Here is a 14,149-nt window from a genome sequence, read left to right as displayed (position 1 = left end):
GGCTCACGCCACCGGGGCCCGGTGGGGCGTCAGGGCTGCTTCTGCGCCTTCTCGTCCTTCAACCAGTCGAAGCGCAGACACAGCCTGCCGCCCAGCCAGTACTCGACCCAGTCGCCGAGCTCCACCGGCGAGCAGGCCGGGAGCTTCCCGGGCTCGGCCGGCCTGGTCGGTCCCGTCGGGTCCCCGGCGCGGCCGGAGAGCAGCTCGCGGTAGACCCGCGCCGCGGCGGGGTTGTCCTTGCACTGCCAGACACCGTGCGGGCAGTAGTCGGTGACCGTGTTGTACAGCGGCTTCTTCTCGTCCATCCATTTCAGCATGCGGCGCATGTATTCTTCGTTGTCGCCGTTGCGGAAAAGCCCCCATTCCGGGTACGAGATGGGCTTCTTGTGCTCCGCCGCGAAGTCCACGTGCTGCTGGAGCCCATAGGGCTCGCTGATCTGCTCGTCGAACGACATTCCGCGCGGCTGGTCGTACGAGTCCATGCCGATGATGTCGACGACATCGTCACCGGGATAGCACTCCGTCCAGGGAACGGCGTCCCGCCCTCTGCTGGGGGTGAAGTCGAACGTGAATTTCTGCCCCGGAACGGATCGCATCGTGGTGACGATCCTGTTCCAGTACTTCTTCCAGGACTCCGGGTCCGGACCACAGCGATGGGTGTACGTCGTGCCGTTCATCTCCCAGCCGAGCACGACCACCGTGTCGGGCACGCCCAGGTCGACCAGGCGCTCGGCGAGCACTCTGTAGTGGCCGTCGAAGTCGCCCGCGGCGCCCCGCTCAAGCAGTCGGGCCACCTCGCGGTCGTCGACGCCCTCCTCGTTGCGTTCGAGCATCGGGACGTTGAGGACGAAGAGCCTGTCGTCCTTCTCCTTGCGCCACGCCGCCCAGCTCTCCAGGAAGTTCGGGGCGCCCTCGATGTTGCTCCAGAGATCGCCCGGAAGGTACGTGTGCCCGACCCGCAGCTCGGCGCCGCCGAGCCACTCGCTGAGCTCACCGATGCGCTCGACCCCGCGCGGGCCGTAGTCGAGATACGCGCCGAAGGCGGGGGCCGGGGAGACGGCGGCCGGCGGTTCACCGTCGCGTACGACATCAACGGTGTGTCCCGGTACGGAGGCCAGGGCCGTCGAAGAGACGATTCCGGCGACGATGAAGGCGAGACGTTTACGGCCTCGAAGACGTTGACTGCGTCGAAGACGTTTGCCGCCTCGAAGGCTTTGTGGGGCGTGTGCGCCCATACCTGCTCCTCGTTTCCGACCTCACTTCACTGACACCCCGTCATATGTATTTCTATTGCGCCAATCGTGTTTCTAATCCCGTATTCCGCCACATCGCCCGCATGGGCGATCGACAAGCGAGGGTGACGTTGCAGCCTCTGGATACACGCATTCCTGCGGTCCTGTTGCGGATCGACAGGAATCCCTTCCATCACGGGACGCTGGGTGCCGTGCGCTCACTGGGCCGCGCCGGAATCGAGGTCCATCTGGTGGCCGACGACTTCGGGAGTCCCGTACAGCGGTCCCGTTATCTGCACCGGATGCACGCGCCGCCCGCCCCGGGAGCGTCGCTCGCCGAAGTGGCCGCCGTGCTGCGCCGGGTCGCGCACCGGCTCACCGGACCGGCCGTGCTGATCCCCCTCGACGACGCCGGCGCCCTCGCGGTCGGCGCCCTGTACGACCAGCTCACCGACCGCTTCCTGGTGCCCCGCGTGCCCGGCGACGTGGCCGAGCGCGTGGCGGACAAGGCGGCTCTCGCCCGGGTCTGCGCCCAGGCGGGCGTCGCGCACCCCACGACCCTGGCACCGGAGTCCGCCGCCGAGGCGGCCGACGCCGTGCACCGCCTCGGGACCCCCGCCGTGGCGAAGTGGAGCCGCCCCTGGCTGCTGCCCCGCGGCACCGGCCTGCGCAGCACCACCGTGCTCGGCTCCCCGCACGAGGCCGCCGCCCTGTTCGAGCGGCGTACCGAGGCCGGCAGCCGCCTCCTCCTCCAGGCCTTCGTGCCCGGGACCCGCGACGCCGACTGGTTCGTGCACGGCTGCGCGGGCCGTGACGGGGTCGTACGCGGCGGTGGCACGGGCCGCAAGCACCTGTCGTGGCCGCGCTCCGCGGGCCTGACGGTGAGCGGCGACTGGACCGCGAACCCCGCGCTCTGGTCCGCCGCCGCGCAGGTCGTGTCGGCCCTGGAGTACCGCGGGATCTTCGACCTCGACTTCCGCAGGGACGCCACGACCGGCGACTTCCACCTCATCGACTTCAACCCGCGCCCCGGCGCCCAGTTCCGCCTCTTCGCCGACGGCACGGGCACGGACGTGGTGCGCGCCCTGCACCTCGATCTGACCCACCGGCCGGTGCCCGACCCGCAGCCCCTGCCGGGCCGCACGTTCGTGGTGGAGAACTACGCCCCGCTGGCGGCGCTGCGCTCGCTGACCGTCTCCTCGCCGTACGGGGAACTCGCCTGGCACGCCGCCGACGATCCCGCCCCCGGGGCCGCCATGCGCCTCATGTGGCGCCGCCATGTGGTGCGCAGGCTGCGCGACGGCATGGGCCACCGGTCGCGCCGCGCCCTGACGTCCCTGTCGGCCGGGCCGGTGGAGCACCCGCCCGCCGTCCTCCCCGCCCAGGCGAACCGAGAGCGAGCCGTCACCGATGCATGACCTGCTGGTCGTAGGAGCGGGCCCGTACGGCCTGTCGATCGCCTCGCACGCCGCGGCGGCCGGCCTGGACGTATGCGTCTTCGGCAGGACCATGGCGTCCTGGCGGGACCACATGCCGCGCGGCATGCTGCTCAAGTCGGAGCCGTGGGCGTCCGACCTCTCCGACCCCGCGGGCCGGTACGGCCTGGCCGCGTACTGCGCCCGTGAGGGGCTGCCCGCCGAGCACGGCCGCCCGCTGCCCGTCGAGCACTTCGCCTCCTACGGCCGCTGGTTCGCCGAGCGGGCGACCCCGCCGGTCGACGAGCGCATCGTCGCCGCCGTTCGGCCCGTCCCGGGCGGCCACGAGGCGCGGACCGAGGACGGCGAGGTCCACCACGCGCGTGCCGTGGCCCTCGCGGTGGGCGTCCTGCCGTTCACCGAGATCCCCCGGTCCGTACGCGGCCTGGGCGACGCCCACGTCTCGCACAGCAGCCACCACGCCGACCTGCTGCGCTTCCGCGGCCAGGACGTGACGGTGCTCGGCGCGGGGCAGGCGGCGCTGGAGACCGCCGCCCTGCTGGCCGAACAGGGCACCCACGTGCGGATCCTCGCCCGGTCGCCGCGCGTGCGCTGGAACACCGTGCCGCCGCCCCGGCAGCGTCCGTGGCGGGAGTCCGTGCGCGCCCCGCACACCGGCCTCGGCTGCGGCTGGCGCAACACGTTCTACGCATCGGCGCCCGGGCTCTTCCGGCTGCTCCCGGAGCCGACCCGGGCCCGCGTCGCGGCGGGCGCGCTCGGCCCGGCCGGCGCGTGGTGGGTCAGGGACCGCGTCGAGGCCGGCGTCGAGATCCACACCGGCCACCGGGTCGAGACGGCCGAACCCGCCGGTGGCCGCGTCCGCGTGCGGACCGGCGGCGGCCTGCGCTTCGAGACGGACCACATCATCGCGGCCACGGGCTTCCGTGCGACGACCCACCGCATCGGCGTCCTGCCCCCGGACGTCCGCGCCCGCCTGCGCTCCCTCGCGGACGGCACCCCCTACGTCAGCGACCGCTTCGAGTCCTCGCTCCCCGGGCTCTTCCTGGCCGGCCTGACGACCGCGTCAAGCTTCGGGCCCGCCATGCGCTTCGTGTACGGGGCTTCGTTCACCGCCGAACGCCTGGTGCGGGGCGTCGAGCGGTCCGTCCGACGTGCTGATTCCGGCGGCTCTCTTATGAGTGACACAGCGGGCGAACGGGTGAACTCCGCTTCCCGCGCGGGCCGTCCGGTGATGCACTGAACGGGCTTCACTGGGACAGGCCGGGTCGCTTCCCGCCAGCCGTCGGCTCCCATGCCGTGGGTGAGCGACGCCCCCCGATGGGCAGGTCAGGTCTCTACCTCCCTGAACGCCGGCAGGGAAGCGATTCCGTCTCCGCTTCCCTGCCGGCGTACTGCCATGTCCGGACTCAGCGCCGGGACGAGGCGCGCCCCCTCCGGTACAGGATGGCCCCGCCGAGCAGCAGCCCCGCGCTCGCGCCCGCCGCACCGAGCAGCGCGGCGTCCGTTCCCGTGGCGGCCAGCAGGTCGTGGGGTGTCTCCATGGCGACCGGGCGCCGGGCGTGCCTGCCCTGCGGCACGTGGTGCGGATCGCCGGCCGACGACACCTCGGGGGAACGCAGGTCCTCGGGGCCGCCGGGGCGCGCGGGGTCCTCGGGGGTCGCCGCCCGGGGCCGTGGGACGGGGGTGCCCGGTGGGGTGACGGGCGGCTTTCCCGCGGCCGGGGACTCGGCGGGGTGCGGGTCCCGGTGGGAGTGGTGGCCCTCGCCGCAGCGGTTGCCGGTGACGGGCGAGAGGGCGGCGACGATGCCCACGGTGTTGCCGCAGGCCTTCACCGGCGCGTCGACCGGGGCCTTCGCGTTGTTGCCCGCGCCCACGCCGGGGGACCGGGTGGTGTCGCCCTGGGCCGCGGAGCCGGAGGCCGAGCGGGCCGGGGTGTCCGAGCGGCTGGAACGGGAGGTCGCGGCAGGGCTGTTGGTGCTTTCGGAGTTGCCGCGCGGGGTCGCCTTCGGAGCGCTCTCCGCCGAGCGTGGGGGCGCGGAGCGGGGCGCGGAGTGGGAGCCGGAGTGGGAGGACTGAGAGGAGTGAGAGGAGTGGGAGGAGGAGCCGCAGGTGTTGCCGAAGGCCGGGTTGCCTGCCGCGGCGGCGTTCGCCGAGTTGCCGCACACGTTCACCGGCACTTCCACGGGGGCCTGCACGTTGTTGCCCGACAAGAAGCCGGGCGAGTCCAGCGCCTGCCCGTTCGCTCCGGAAGCGGCGAACGCGTGGGTGCCGGACAGGGACAGGATGCTCGTGGCGGCCGCGGCGGAGAGCATTCCTTTGCTGAGGGCCTGTCGCAATCTAGTGGTCTTTCTCTGAACGATGGGAAGCCGGCCCTGGCGCCGGGAGGGCCGCCAGGGCCGGCTGGGACACAGCAGGAACAGCTGAGCCGTTACGTCAGTCGTTGACGCAGGTGTTGCCGAACGCCGGGTTCAGGAGACCGACGACGTTGATGCTGTTGCCGCACACGTTGACCGGCACGTGGACGGGAACCTGGATGACGTTGCCGGAGATGACACCCGGGGAATTGGAGGCCGCACCCGAGGCACCGGCGTCGGCGAAGGCCGGGGCACCCATGCCCAGCGCCATGACCGCACCAGCGATGATCGTTGCGCTCTTCTTGAGCTTCACAGCTTTTCCCTTCTTTCGGGCCACGCCTAAACGGCGGCCGGAGCCGGGCGGGCAATCCCTGTTCCCGCACCGCGACCTGAGCCCTGCTTAACGAGCGGCCGGATCCCAAGAAACCGCCGGGTTGACACACTTCGGAAGTTCACTCGAATGCGGCTCGCCAGGGAACCGGCCGCGACGATAAGGGAGTTGTCCCGTGACATGAGAAAGCCCGGGCCACCCGAGGAGGAAAAGGGCGGGTGGCCCGAGCAGTCTCTACAGCGCGGCAGTTCAGCCGTTGTGCTCGCCGTTGGCGGACAGCACCGGGATGTCGCTGAGGATGTGCGACAGCGGCTCGTCGCCCTTCGCCTGCGTCGAGTTCTCGGTGCACTGCTGGGTCTGCGGCGCGGAGAGGATCGGGATGTCCTGGATGCCGACGTTGACGAGGGCAACGATGTTCTGGATGTTGGCCTTGACCGGGAGGCCGATGCAAGGCTTGTTCAGCGTGCCCTGGACCAGGGAGAGCTGCGGGCTCATGTCGCCCTTGGTGGCGGAGTTACCGAACGACTGCTGGGCACCGTTGCCGCTCATCGACTGGGTGCCGGTGTCGTCGCCGACGGCCATCGCGGGGGAAGCGATACCGGCTACGGCCACCGCAGCCGCTGCCATTGCCATTGCCTTCTTAAGCATTTGTGGTTCCTTTTCTGGGGCAGACGCTCACGTTACTGCGGCCTGCTCAACTCCCCACTCCACGTTTAGTTCCGCGCATTCACTCCATCGGATCGTCGGCGATCGGCACGACGACGGAATCACTCATACCCGCGGGTGGCCGCTTATTGGGCCATCGGAGTGAATTTCAGCAACCCCTCCCGTTCCGGGCAGTTGCTCAGGGTGCTCCGAGGACGGGGCTAACTCAGAGAGGAACACCTGTGATCAAGAAGGTTATGACCGCAGCTGCGGTCACGGCTTCCGTCGTCGGCATGTCGGCGTCCGCCGCACCCACGGCCCTCGCCATCGGCAACGACGGCGGCACCGAGACGATGAGCGGCAACAACGCCATGCAGTCGTTCGGCAACTCGGCGACGCACGGCAACATGAGCCCGCAGATGGCGCTCATCCAGGGCTCGTTCAACAAGCCCTGTATCGCCCTGCCCGCCAAGGCCAACATTCAGAACATCGTCGGCCTGGTCAACATCGGCATCCAGGACATCCCGATCCTCTCCGCGCCGCAGACCCAGCAGTGCACCGAGAACTCGACGCAGGCGAAGGGCGACGAGCCGCTCTCGCACATCCTGGAGGACCTGCCGATCCTGTCCGGCAACGGCACCGCCAACCGCTGACACCGAACGCCTCCCGGCGGGCCGCCATCTTTCTCCTCGGCGGCCCGCCGCATTCGTTCACTGCCGGGGCCACGGGTCGCGCTCGACCAGTCTTCGCCACTCGGGGTCGGGCCGTCCCGGGACGGTTTTCCCCTGCGCGTACCAACTCCTGAGCAAGGAATCGTAGATGGGGTCGGTGCGGCACTCCGGGGACTGCCTGCTCGTCGGAATGACACCTAGCCGCTGCCATGGTCCTGTGCGGTCAGCCATATTTCCTCGTCAAGAGTGGGGCGTCTCCGTCTTCGTTTCCGTCGTTCCTGTCGTTCCTTTCGAAGTGCGCGACGAAACGGTGCCGTTGAGACGAAAGCTGACGTTCAGCACATTTATCCATCGAATGGCCGAATCGCCGCAACTCCCGCTCTGTCGCTCAGTTGATCACCACGCGGCTCCGGAGTGGAGCCTCACTCGAAGGGAACTCCTCACCATGAAGAAGCTGCTCGCAACGACCGCCATGACCCTGACCGCAGCCGGCATGGCCGTCACCGCGGCTCCGCAGGCCATGGCCATCGGCGATGACACGGGCACCCAGTCCGTCAGCGGCAACGGCGCCGGGCAGGCGTTCGGCAACTCCGGGACCAAGGGCGACATGAGCCCGCAGATGACCCTGGTCCAGGGCTCGCTGAACAAGCTCTGTGTCGGCCTCCCGGTCAAGGCCAACATCCAGAACATCGTCGCCCTCGTCAACGTCGGCGTTCAGGACATCCCGATCCTCTCGGCGCCGCAGATGCAGCAGTGTGTCGAGAACTCGACGCAGGCCAAGGGTGACGAGCCGCTGTCGCACATCCTGGAGGACATCCCGCTGCTCTCGGGCAACGGCACCGCCAACCACTGATCCAGGGACTCCGCTCCCTCCGGGGGCGCTGCCGGGGAAGGCCCGCACATCGCTGACGGCGCCTTCCCCCCGCCCCCGGACGGCGTCACTCCGCCAGCGGCGCTCGGCGAGCAGGCCCCCGTACGACCCTTCAGCGTGGTGAGCGTCCGTGCACGCCGCACCGGCGCGTGCACACGCATTCACCGAAGGGTCTGAGTATGAAGCGCATATCCCGCGCCCTGTCCGTCGCCGCCGTCACCGCCGCGCTGGCCGTCCCGGCCGGCGTCGCCCTCGCGGCTCCCGCCTCCGCCGCCGTCCCGGCCGCGCAGCAGGCCGACGGCCGGGACGGGGACGACTGGCACCACGGTCACCACGGGCACGGGCACGGCCACGGGCACGGGCACCACCACCACTGGCACGCCGGACTGGGCCTGGACTTCCTGTTCTGACCCCCGGACACCATGCCCGGTGGCCGCACACGGACCCCCGCGTGCGGCCACCGGGCATTTCGGTGCCGACCGGGCGAACCACCCGAACACCGTGTGTGGGGCCGGACTCACGGGGCAGCCGAAGAGGAACAGTCCCCACAACATCGGTGGGAGTGATGCGCTGTGACAACCGACAGCACTCAGGAAGCCCGCATCCTCACCCGCCCCCGCAGCCCGGCAGCCGCCCGGGAGGCCGTGCGCGCAGCGTTGCGCCAGGGGCATCGGCACATCGGCGAGATGGCGGTAGCGGACGCGGTTCTGGTCACATCGGAACTGGTCACCAACGCGCTCAGGCACGGCGGCGGTCTGCGCGGATTCCAGTGCCGCGTAAGGTCCGACTCCGTCGAGATCGTCGTCGAGGACAACAGCGACGCGGTCCCGGCCACCCGCCCCCGCACGGCCCTCCTCGTGAGCGGCGGACACGGCTGGCCCACGGTGTGCCGCCTGTCCGACGACGTCAGCGTGACGCACCTCCCCGGCGGCGGGAAGCGCATCGTCGCGCGGGTCCCGCTGGCCCCGTGAACCCGCGGATGGTCACCGGAGTCCTCTCATACGCGTCCGGTCACCGTCACCGTGACCCGCGGGGGTTCCGGTTCACCGGTCATCCGCAGCAGCGCCCCGGTCACGGCGGCGCGCACCTCCCGAGTGACGTCCACAGAGCGGTACCCGCGGCGCAGGACGACGTGGATCTCGGCGTGCCAGGCCGCCGCGCCTTTGTCCCGGGTGACGCGGACCGCCGAAGAGCGCCTGGTCAGCGGGGTGGTGACGCGCAGGAGTTCGGCGATGCCGGGGCGCAGGAAGGCGACGCCGACCGTGCCGAGCACCGCTTCCTGGACGGCCTCGGCCAGCTCACCGGCAGTACGTCGGTCCATCACGGGTGCCGCCTCTCCGCGCTGTCGTCGTCAGCGCCTTCAGCGTCGTCGATGATGTCGGCGACCGTCACGTCGACGGTCGCGACCCGCATGCCGAGTTCGGCGTCCACCGCCTGAAGGACCCGTCGGCGGACCAGCTCGGCGACCTCCGGGAGATGCCAGGTGAGGGTCACCGCGACCTCCGTGCGGATCCGCACGGGCCCGCGCGGATGCCGGCCCGCCGTGTCGGCGCGGCCCTCCTCCGGGAGCGCCTCGATGCGGCAGCTGCCCGCCCGTACGCCCGGCAGGGACTCGGCGGCGGCCCGGACGGTCCTTGCGGCCGCGGCCTCCACGATCCACGCGTCCTCGTCCTCCTCGCCCAGCGGCAGTGTGCGGCCGGGGCGCAGTTCGAGGCGCACCACGTCCATGACGCGTCCCACCAGCGCGGAGGTGTCGGGCTCGGGCTCCCGCGGGTCCGCGTCGCGGGCCGCGGCGACGACGTCCTCCAGGTGCCGCAGCGTGTTCCGCGCGTCGGCGCAGTGCGGGCAGGCGGCGGCGTGCGGGTCGGCCTCGCCGTTCTCCGCGCGCTCCCACACGCTCCACACGTCGCGGCCGCAGGGCAGCAGTTCGTTCTCCTCGTTCAACGCCATGCGGCCATCGCCTCCGTGAGATAGCGCCGAGCCCGGAAGACGCGGCCCCGTACCGCCTCCGGACTGATGCCGACCGTCTCGGCGATGGTTTCGTAGGCGAGGCCGTTGAGCTCGCGCAGCACCCAGCACACGCGCTGTTCCGGAGAGAGCCCCTCCATCGCCCGGCCGAGCTCCGCCACGGCGGCGTGCGCCTCGGCGACCCGCGCCGGGGAGGCCTCGTGCTCGGGTGCCTGCGGCTCGGGCACGTCGCCCAGGTCGACGGCGGGGCGGCGAGCGCGCAGGACGTTCAGGCACCGGTTCGTGACGATGCGGTGCATCCACGTGCCGAACTGCGCGTCCCTGCGGAACTCCGGCACCTTGCGCCAGGCGCTCACAAAGGAATCCTGCACCGCGTCCTCGGCCTCCGTGCGGCTGCCGAGCAGCCGTGTCGCGAGCCGCAGCAGGCCCGGCGCGTGGCGGCGCACCAGTACCTCGAAGGCCTCTTCGTCGCCCTCCGCGGCCCGTACCGCCAGCAATCCGTCGTCGGACCGCGGGGAGTCGTCCGCCTCGGCCGGCGCTCTGTCCGGGTCGCCCCGCACACGCGGCTCCTCTCACTCAGGTCGTACTCCTACGACACTCGGCGGGCGCCCGCGTTACGCGACGCGGGTGCGGGGGCCGCCGGGAGAAGAAATTCCACCGGGACGCGTAACGAATCCTCTGCCCCGGTGTCAGACAAGCGCGGGGCTGGGCACTCGGCCCGCAGTCACTGACGACGAGGAGATGGCTCCATGGCGACTCAGGAGATCACTTCGAAGACCGCCGCCTCCGGTGGCGGCGAGCAGGGCCTCACCGGCGCCCCGCACCAGGCGGTGCCGGGCAGCACCACCGTGGCGGGCAGGACGGGGGCCACCGAGCCGGCCGCGACCCGCGGGAAGACCTCCATCGCCGACGTGGTGGTGGTGAAGATCGCCGGTACGGCCGCGCGCGAGATCCCCGGTGTGTACGACATGGGCGGCGGGCTCTCCCGCACCATCGGCGCCGTCCGCGACCGCGTCCCCGGCGGCCGGCCCAACGTCGGGCGCGGGGTGAAGGTCGAGGTCGGCGAGCGGCAGACGGCGATCGACCTGGACATCGTCGTCGAGTACGGCGTGCCCATCACCGACGTCGCCCACGACGTGCGCGAGAACGTCATCGCGGCCGTGGAGCGCATCACCGGTCTCGAGGTCGTCGAGGTCAACGTCGCGGTCAACGACGTACGACTGCCCGACGACGACGGTTCGGACTCCGCCGGCGAGACGCGCGTGGAGTAGGTGAGTGGTGAGCGCAGCTCTGGTAGGCCTGATCGCCGGGATGGCGCTGGGGTTCGCCGGGTGGTTCGGCGGCTTCGGTGCCTTCCTCCTGGTCGCCGCGCTCGGCGCGGTGGGCTTCGTCGCGGGGCGTCTCGTCGACGACGGCACGGACATACGGGGTTTCCTCAGCGGCCGTGACCGGGGGCGGCGATGAGCACTCCGGCGGCGGACCGCGGGTCGACGACCGTCGCGGACCGGGCGGTGCGCCGCATCGCAGAGCAGGCCGCCACGGAGGCGCTCGCGCCCGGCGAGGTGCGGACGACCCGGAGCACGGCGTCCGTACGCGGCCGTCGGGCCCGGGTCGACGTCACCGTGACGCTGCCCTATCCCGCGGTGCTCGACGACGCGGGCGAACGCGTCAGGGCCCATGTCGCCGACCGCACGGCGCGGCTCACCGGTCTTGCCGTGCCCGCGGCGCGGGTGCGGGTCCGGGAGCTGTCTCTACGGGAGGAGGGCGGGGTCGGCGCTCCGGTGGAGGAGAGCGCTTCGGTGGAGGCGCGTGTCGGGGGTCGGGCCCGGCGGCCGTGGTCCTCGCGGCGGGTGCCCGTCGCCGTGTCGGCGTGCGCCGCCGCCGTGGTGTGCGGCGTCTTCCTGTACGACGTGGTAGCCGTCCGCACGGCCGACCGTCGGCCCGCCCGGTGGCGGGCCGACCTGATGGAGTGGCTCACCACGCACGGCCCGGACAGCGGCCTCTGGCCGGGTGCGGCGGTGGCGTTCGCCGTGTTCTGCCTCGGTGTGTGGCTGCTCGTCCTCGCCGTCACGCCGGGCCGTCGCGGGCGGCTCCCCATGCGGCCGCCGCTGCCGGGCGTCCACGCGGCCCTCGACCGGCGTGCGATGGCGTCGCTGGTGCGGGACGCCGTGTCGGACTGTCCCGGCATCACCCGGGTGCGGGTCGATGTCGGCCGCCGTAGGGCACGCGTGCGTGCCGGGCTCGCCTTCGGCCGGGAGGAGGACGCGCACCGGGCGGTGACGGAGGCGGCGGAGCGGGCCCTGACGTCCTGTGGGGTGGCCCGGCCGCCGCGGCTCCGCGTCCGGCTGCGCGCCGAGCCCGCCTGGCGCGCTCCCGCGCCGGGGCCGGTGGCGGTACCCGCGGCGGACGGCGACTCGGCTCCGGAGAGCGGTGTCCGATGAGCCGACTCCGCAGCGGCGCGAACCGCACGGCGCTGCTCTGTGCGGCCGTGGCGCTCCTCGGCGCGGGAGCTGTGCTTGCGTCCGCGACCGACGGCGTCCGCGAGCGGCTGCCGGCGGGCTGGCCGCGGCTGGGCGCCGACCGGGTGTGGCTCGACGGACGGGACCTCGGCAGGTGGCGCGATCAGGGCTGGTGGACGCCGCTGGTGATCGCCGCGCTCTCCGTCGGCGTACTCCTGTTCCTGGGGTGGGCCGTGGCGCAGCTGCGCAGCGGGCGCGTGCGAGAACTGCCCCTGGGGCAGCCCGATGTGACGCTCTCCGGGGCCGCGCTGGCGGCCGCGATGGCCGAGCGGGCACGCGCCATCGAGGGCGTGGCCGACGCGCGCGTACGCCTACGGGGGAACTCGCGGCGGCTGCGGGCCCGCATCACCGTGGTCCTGCTGCCGGACAGCTCTCCGGAGACGGTCCTCCGGCTGCTCGCCCGGGACACGGTGGCGGAGGCGCGGGCGGCGACGGCACCCCGCGCGCTGACCGCCGACGTACGCCTGAGGGTGCAGTCGCACAAGTCCCGTCGCCTGCGCTGAGGGACCGTCGGCTCAGCTTTCGGTGAGCAGCCCGGAGCGGAGCTTGGCGAGGGTGCGGGTCAGCAGTCGCGAGACGTGCATCTGGGAGACCCCGAGCACCTCTCCGATCTGTCCCTGCGTCATCTCCTGGCCGAAGCGCATCTCGATGATGTGCCGCTCGCGCTCGTCCAGTTGCTCGACGAGGGGCGCCAGGGCGTGCAGGTCCTCGAAGAGGTCGAGCGCGGGGTCCTCCTCGCCGAGGACGTCTGCGTAGTCACGGCCCTTCGAGCCGTCGTCCTGGCTGAGGGGGACGTCGATGGACCCCGCGGTGTAGCCGTTGGAGGCGACGAGGCCGTCGTTGACCTCGCTCTCGGTGAGGCCGAGGTGGTCGGCCAGCTCCCGGACGGTGGGCTCGCGGTCCAGCTCGGCGCCGAGCGCCTCCTTGGCCTTCACGAGGTCGACGCGGAGCTCCTGGAGGCGGCGCGGCACGTGGACCGCCCAGGTGGTGTCGCGGAAGAACCGCTTGATCTCACCGGTGATGTACGGCAGCGCGAAGGTGCTGAACGCGACCTCACGGGACAGCTCGAAGCGGTCGATGGCCTTGATCAGGCCGATCGTGCCGACCTGCACGATGTCGTCGATGTCGGTGCTGCCGCCGCGGAAGCGGGAGGCGGCGAACTGCACCAGCGACAGGTTCATCTCGATCAGGGTGTTGCGTGCGTACTGGTACTCGTGCGTGCCCTCTTCGAGGTGCTGGAGCCGGTCGAAGAAGATCTTCGAAAGGGCCCGCGCGTCCTTGGGCGCGACACTCCCCGCGTCCTCGACCCACGGCAGTTCGCTGCTGGGCGTCTCTTCCCAGGGAGCCGCGGCGCGCGCTTCCTCGAGCGTGGGTGCTGCGGACAACTGTGTGGGGGTCCTCACTGGTTCACCTTCGCTCGTGGGGGGGCGGCGGGGGCACGTCACCAGACCACCTGCCCAGTGATCTGCCGGTTAAGCATGTTGATCCTGCCTGTCGCCCCGTTCCCCTCGCCCGTCCGTGCTGACACGATGCGGAGTCCAGGGTGTAGGGGGAGTTGCCCTCAGCGGGCCGGGGCGGGAGGCGTACATGCCAGAGGTGTTCTTGCGGCGACTGAGCCGTTGGCAGGCGGAGATGCAGCGTGAGGCCTTGGCCGACCTCTACGTAGAGTCCTGTCGCGGCATGGCCGGCGCCGAGTTCGGGGACCGGCGTGAGTTTCTGCACCGCTTCGAGCAGGACGTGCAGCAGACGGACTTCGACATGGTCGTGGCCGACTCGGCGGGCCTGGTCGGCTGTCTCTACGGATACCGCGCCGAGCGCAGCGGCGCGTGGTGGGAGAGGTTCAGCGGCGTCCTGCCCCCGGCGGTCGTGGAACAGACCGCTTCGGGGCGGGTGTTCCTGCTGAGCGAGCTGATGGTCGCGCCCGCCGAGCGCGGCTCGGACCTCGCCTCCCGCCTTCGGACGCTGCTCCTCACCCGGCACACGTCCGATGTCGTCGTCGCCGTCCTGAAGCCGGACGACGACCGGGGGCGTGAGGTGCTGCAGGCGTGGGACTGGACGAAACTTGGCGAGTTCGCGCCCGACCAGGAAGGCTGGCTGCGGCCGCCCTCTCCCCTCCCCTGAC

The 14,149-nt window shown here is 71.8% G+C and carries 19 protein-coding genes; 11 read left to right on the top strand and 8 right to left on the bottom strand.

Annotation, left to right across the window (positions count from 1 at the left end; genetic code table 11):
* Nucleotides 1-29: 29 nt before the first annotated feature.
* Complete coding sequence (locus tag ACZ7LU_RS24715) at nucleotides 30-1,235, bottom strand: glycoside hydrolase family 26 protein (RefSeq protein ID WP_471918035.1); 1,206 nt, start codon at nucleotides 1,233-1,235, stop codon at nucleotides 30-32.
* A gap of 128 nt (nucleotides 1,236-1,363) precedes the next feature.
* On the opposite strand from ACZ7LU_RS24715, the gene ACZ7LU_RS24710 reads away from it, so the two are divergent.
* Together ACZ7LU_RS24710 and ACZ7LU_RS24705 are read left to right on the top strand one after the other, a co-directional pair.
* Complete coding sequence (locus ACZ7LU_RS24710; RefSeq protein ID WP_471918034.1) at nucleotides 1,364-2,650, top strand: carboxylate--amine ligase; 1,287 nt, start codon at nucleotides 1,364-1,366, stop codon at nucleotides 2,648-2,650.
* Entirely contained in the window at nucleotides 2,643-3,908 is a 1,266-nt protein-coding gene (locus tag ACZ7LU_RS24705) for an FAD-dependent oxidoreductase (RefSeq protein WP_471918033.1), read from the top strand. The genes ACZ7LU_RS24710 and ACZ7LU_RS24705 overlap by 8 nt, the downstream gene beginning before the upstream one ends.
* Nucleotides 3,909-4,074: 166 nt before the next feature.
* Here the strand turns inward: ACZ7LU_RS24705 and ACZ7LU_RS24700 are convergent, their stop codons facing one another.
* From ACZ7LU_RS24700 to ACZ7LU_RS24690, 3 genes are all read right to left on the bottom strand, one after another.
* On the bottom strand, nucleotides 4,075-5,004 hold the full coding sequence (locus tag ACZ7LU_RS24700; RefSeq protein ID WP_471918032.1) for a chaplin: 930 nt from the start codon (nucleotides 5,002-5,004) through the stop codon (nucleotides 4,075-4,077).
* Between the two features lie 97 nt (nucleotides 5,005-5,101).
* Nucleotides 5,102-5,293, bottom strand: coding sequence for a chaplin (locus ACZ7LU_RS24695; RefSeq protein ID WP_398302628.1), 192 nt, complete (start codon nucleotides 5,291-5,293; stop codon nucleotides 5,102-5,104).
* A gap of 309 nt (nucleotides 5,294-5,602) precedes the next feature.
* Entirely contained in the window at nucleotides 5,603-6,001 is a 399-nt protein-coding gene (locus ACZ7LU_RS24690; protein ID WP_398302232.1) for a rodlin, read from the bottom strand.
* A gap of 239 nt (nucleotides 6,002-6,240) precedes the next feature.
* On the opposite strand from ACZ7LU_RS24690, the gene ACZ7LU_RS24685 reads away from it, so the two are divergent.
* The 4 genes from ACZ7LU_RS24685 to ACZ7LU_RS24670 all read left to right on the top strand — a co-directional run bounded on the left by ACZ7LU_RS24685 (nucleotide 6,241) and on the right by ACZ7LU_RS24670 (nucleotide 8,511).
* Complete coding sequence (locus tag ACZ7LU_RS24685) at nucleotides 6,241-6,651, top strand: rodlin (RefSeq protein ID WP_398302231.1); 411 nt, start codon at nucleotides 6,241-6,243, stop codon at nucleotides 6,649-6,651.
* Nucleotides 6,652-7,114: 463 nt separating this feature from the next.
* The gene (locus ACZ7LU_RS24680; protein WP_398302229.1) at nucleotides 7,115-7,522 is read left to right on the top strand and encodes a rodlin; all 408 of its coding nucleotides are present in this window, start codon (nucleotides 7,115-7,117) and stop codon (nucleotides 7,520-7,522) included.
* A 197-nt stretch (nucleotides 7,523-7,719) separates the two neighbouring features.
* On the top strand, nucleotides 7,720-7,950 hold the full coding sequence (locus ACZ7LU_RS24675; protein ID WP_471918031.1) for a hypothetical protein: 231 nt from the start codon (nucleotides 7,720-7,722) through the stop codon (nucleotides 7,948-7,950).
* Nucleotides 7,951-8,112: 162 nt separating this feature from the next.
* Nucleotides 8,113-8,511 (top strand): ATP-binding protein, encoded by a 399-nt coding sequence (locus ACZ7LU_RS24670; protein WP_471918030.1) that lies wholly within the window; start codon nucleotides 8,113-8,115, stop codon nucleotides 8,509-8,511.
* Nucleotides 8,512-8,537: 26 nt separating this feature from the next.
* Here ACZ7LU_RS24670 and ACZ7LU_RS24665 read toward each other — a convergent pair whose 3' ends face one another.
* From ACZ7LU_RS24665 to ACZ7LU_RS24655, 3 genes are read right to left on the bottom strand one after another with little or no spacing between them, the layout of a single operon-like run.
* A complete protein-coding gene (locus ACZ7LU_RS24665; protein WP_471918029.1) occupies nucleotides 8,538-8,861 on the bottom strand; it encodes an Asp23/Gls24 family envelope stress response protein in 324 nt (107 codons plus the stop codon).
* On the bottom strand, nucleotides 8,861-9,490 hold the full coding sequence (locus tag ACZ7LU_RS24660; protein WP_471918028.1) for an Asp23/Gls24 family envelope stress response protein: 630 nt from the start codon (nucleotides 9,488-9,490) through the stop codon (nucleotides 8,861-8,863). The genes ACZ7LU_RS24665 and ACZ7LU_RS24660 overlap by 1 nt, the downstream gene beginning before the upstream one ends.
* On the bottom strand, nucleotides 9,481-10,068 hold the full coding sequence (locus ACZ7LU_RS24655) for an RNA polymerase sigma factor (RefSeq protein WP_471918027.1): 588 nt from the start codon (nucleotides 10,066-10,068) through the stop codon (nucleotides 9,481-9,483). Before ACZ7LU_RS24655 ends, ACZ7LU_RS24660 begins: the two co-directional genes overlap by 10 nt.
* Nucleotides 10,069-10,257: 189 nt before the next feature.
* Here ACZ7LU_RS24655 and ACZ7LU_RS24650 point away from each other — a divergent pair, with 189 nt between their 5' ends.
* The 4 genes from ACZ7LU_RS24650 to ACZ7LU_RS24635 are packed head-to-tail and all read left to right on the top strand — an operon-like array spanning nucleotide 10,258 to nucleotide 12,530.
* Complete coding sequence (locus ACZ7LU_RS24650) at nucleotides 10,258-10,779, top strand: Asp23/Gls24 family envelope stress response protein (RefSeq protein WP_398302217.1); 522 nt, start codon at nucleotides 10,258-10,260, stop codon at nucleotides 10,777-10,779.
* Between the two features lie 7 nt (nucleotides 10,780-10,786).
* Nucleotides 10,787-10,972 carry a hypothetical protein gene (locus tag ACZ7LU_RS24645; protein WP_398302215.1) on the top strand — a complete coding sequence of 62 codons (186 nt, stop codon included), beginning with the start codon at nucleotides 10,787-10,789 and terminating at the stop codon, nucleotides 10,970-10,972.
* Nucleotides 10,969-11,949 carry a DUF6286 domain-containing Asp23/Gls24 family envelope stress response protein gene (locus tag ACZ7LU_RS24640; protein WP_471918026.1) on the top strand — a complete coding sequence of 327 codons (981 nt, stop codon included), beginning with the start codon at nucleotides 10,969-10,971 and terminating at the stop codon, nucleotides 11,947-11,949. Before ACZ7LU_RS24645 ends, ACZ7LU_RS24640 begins: the two co-directional genes overlap by 4 nt.
* A complete protein-coding gene (locus ACZ7LU_RS24635) occupies nucleotides 11,946-12,530 on the top strand; it encodes an Asp23/Gls24 family envelope stress response protein (protein ID WP_471115608.1) in 585 nt (194 codons plus the stop codon). The genes ACZ7LU_RS24640 and ACZ7LU_RS24635 overlap by 4 nt, the downstream gene beginning before the upstream one ends.
* 12 nt (nucleotides 12,531-12,542) lie before the next feature.
* Here ACZ7LU_RS24635 and ACZ7LU_RS24630 read toward each other — a convergent pair whose 3' ends face one another.
* A complete protein-coding gene (locus tag ACZ7LU_RS24630; RefSeq protein ID WP_398302626.1) occupies nucleotides 12,543-13,343 on the bottom strand; it encodes an RNA polymerase sigma factor SigF in 801 nt (266 codons plus the stop codon).
* 271 nt (nucleotides 13,344-13,614) lie between these two features.
* Between ACZ7LU_RS24630 and ACZ7LU_RS24625 the strand changes: the two genes are divergently transcribed.
* Nucleotides 13,615-14,148 (top strand): hypothetical protein, encoded by a 534-nt coding sequence (locus tag ACZ7LU_RS24625; protein WP_398302209.1) that lies wholly within the window; start codon nucleotides 13,615-13,617, stop codon nucleotides 14,146-14,148.
* Nucleotide 14,149 lies beyond the last annotated feature (1 nt).

This window comes from Streptomyces sp. NPDC039462, from assembly GCF_055639375.1.
This window is presented reverse-complemented; position numbering and strand designations above follow the sequence as displayed.